Origin of the sequence: Cryobacterium sp. TMT2-15-1 (assembly GCF_004402345.1) — a bacterium.
GTDB classification, from domain to species: Bacteria; Actinomycetota; Actinomycetes; order Actinomycetales; family Microbacteriaceae; genus Cryobacterium; species Cryobacterium sandaracinum.
In genome coordinates, this window is record NZ_SOGD01000042.1 from 1 (window position 1) to 2,239 (window position 2,239).

At 71.1% G+C, this 2,239-nt stretch carries 2 protein-coding genes; both read left to right on the top strand.

What is annotated here, in order from left to right; translation table 11 throughout:
* On the top strand, positions 1–1,505 hold a 1,505-nt coding region (locus E3O62_RS11775), incomplete at its 5' end, for a molybdopterin-dependent oxidoreductase (RefSeq protein ID WP_241973459.1).
* Positions 1,506–1,695: 190 nt separating this feature from the next.
* Positions 1,696–2,088 (top strand): TraR/DksA C4-type zinc finger protein, encoded by a 393-nt coding sequence (locus tag E3O62_RS11780; RefSeq protein WP_134395716.1) that lies wholly within the window; start codon positions 1,696–1,698, stop codon positions 2,086–2,088.
* The last annotated feature ends 151 nt before the right edge of the window (positions 2,089–2,239 follow it).

Below are 2,239 nucleotides of genomic sequence, written 5' to 3' on the forward strand. Positions count from 1 at the left end.
GGCCCGCCACGGCCGGCGTGGCCGCCGCACTGGCCGGCCTCGGCGCGGCCGAGCTGACGGCCGCCCTGCTCGCCCCGGTGGGCAGCCCGATCTTCGCCGTCGGCGCGCTCGTCATCGACCGTGCCCCGGCCTGGTTGAAGGAACTCGTCATCGCCCTGTTCGGCACGGCCGACAAGGTCGTCCTGGTGTTCTGCGTCGCGCTCGGTGCCGTGGTGCTGGCCGCGGCCGCCGGGGTGCTGGAGTTCCGGCGGCCGCCGATCGGGCGGGTCCTCGTGGCCCTGGCCGGCGCGCTGGCCGTCTTCGCGGTGCTGTCCCGGGAGAATACCGCCGCCTTCGACGCGATACCCGCAGTGCTGGCGATGGTCGTTTCGGCCGTGCTCCTCACGGTGATGGTCGCCCAGCTGCGCCGCACGCCCGCAGGCGCCGAGGCATCCGCCCCGGACCGCCGTCGGTTCCTGGCCTGGGCCGGGGCCAGCGCCGGCCTGGGCGTGCTCGCCGCGGCCGGCGGGCAGCTGATCTCGGCCGGTATCCGGGCGACGGATGCCGCGCGCGCGCGCTTCACGCTGCCGGCCGCGGCCGTACCCGGTGCCCCGATCCCGGCCGGTGCCGCGCTGGAGATCCCCGGCCTCACTCCGCTGATCACCCCGAACGCCGACTTCTACCGCATCGACACCGCCCTTCAGGTGCCCCGGATCGACCCGGGAACCTGGACGCTGACGGTCACCGGGATGGTCGAGAGGGAGATCGAGATCGACTTCGCCGAGCTCCTCGCCCTGCCCCTCGAGGAGAGCACGACCACTCTCGCCTGCGTCTCCAACGCCGTCGGCGGCGACCTGATCGGCAACGCGACCTGGCTGGGCTACCCGATCCGGCTGTTGCTGGCGCGCGCCCGGCCTCTGGCCGGGGCCGACATGGTGCTCTCCCGCAGCGAGGACGGCTGGACCGCGGGCACCCCACTGGAGGTGCTCACCGACGACCGCAACGCGATCCTCGCGGTGGGGATGAACGGGGAGCCGCTTCCCCTCGAGCACGGCTACCCGGTGCGCATGGTCGTGCCTGGGCTCTACGGTTACGTGTCGGCCACGAAGTGGGTGATCGAGTTGAACGTGACCCGTTTCGACCGGGAGACCGCCTATTGGACGACGCGCGGCTGGACCGACCGAGGACCGGTCAAGCTCTCCTCCCGGATCGATGTGCCGAGCCGGAACGCCGACGTCGCTGCCGGACCGGTGATCGTGGCGGGCGTGGCCTGGTCGCAGTACGTGGGCATCCGCGGTGTGCAGGTGCAAGTTGACGACGGAGCCTGGAACGACGCGACCCTGGCCGACGCGATCTCGGCCGACACTTGGCGGCAGTGGAGCTGGGTCTGGCCGGCATCGGCCGGGCGCCACACCCTGCGGGTTCGGGCGACGGATGCCGCGGGTCTGGTGCAAACCTCCGTGCACCGGGACGTGATCCCCGATGGGGCCACCGGCCTGCACGATATCCCGGTCACGGTCGCCTGAAGCGACCCCTCACCCCTCACCGCCCCGCGACAGCCGGCCGGCGCGGGCGTATCCTCAACAGCGAAAACCACGCAGCGTGCCGGCGCATTGCCGTGCCCAGCTTGAGAGGACGGGAATCATGCACCGGAATGACGGCTCGACAGTGCGCGCCGGCGGCTCACGTCGCCCCCCGGCAGCGGAGTAGACGCCCATGCCCACCCAGACGAAACTGACCCCCGCCGACCGGCGGCACTTCGAGAAGCTGCTCCGCCATCAGCGCCACGACCTCGACATCGCGCTCGGCCGGATCGGCACCACCCTCGACGGTGTGCTCGAGGCCAGAAACGCCGGCACCGCCGACGACGAGCACGACCCCGAAGGACCCACCCTGACCATGGAGTGGTCGCGCATCTCGGGTGTGCACAGCGACCTGGCGGCGCAGTCCGCGGCGATCGACCAGGCCTTGGCGCGCATCGCGGACGGCAGCTACGGGTTCTGCACCCGCCGGGGCGAACCGATCGGCCGGGAACGACTCGAGGCCCGGCCGTCCGCGGAGCTGTGCATCGACTGCGCGCGCGAGTTGGAGGCGCACCGCCGGGCCTGACCGAACCGATTCGACGGAGATTCTGGTCTCCAGAGCGGTTTTTGGTCATTCTGCCCTGAGTGTCAGCCTGTAGTGAGACAGTTCGTGTTTCACTACAGGCCGCACTTGAGGCGGGGAATTGAGAGTTCAGTTGGATATTTCAGAGTTGCCC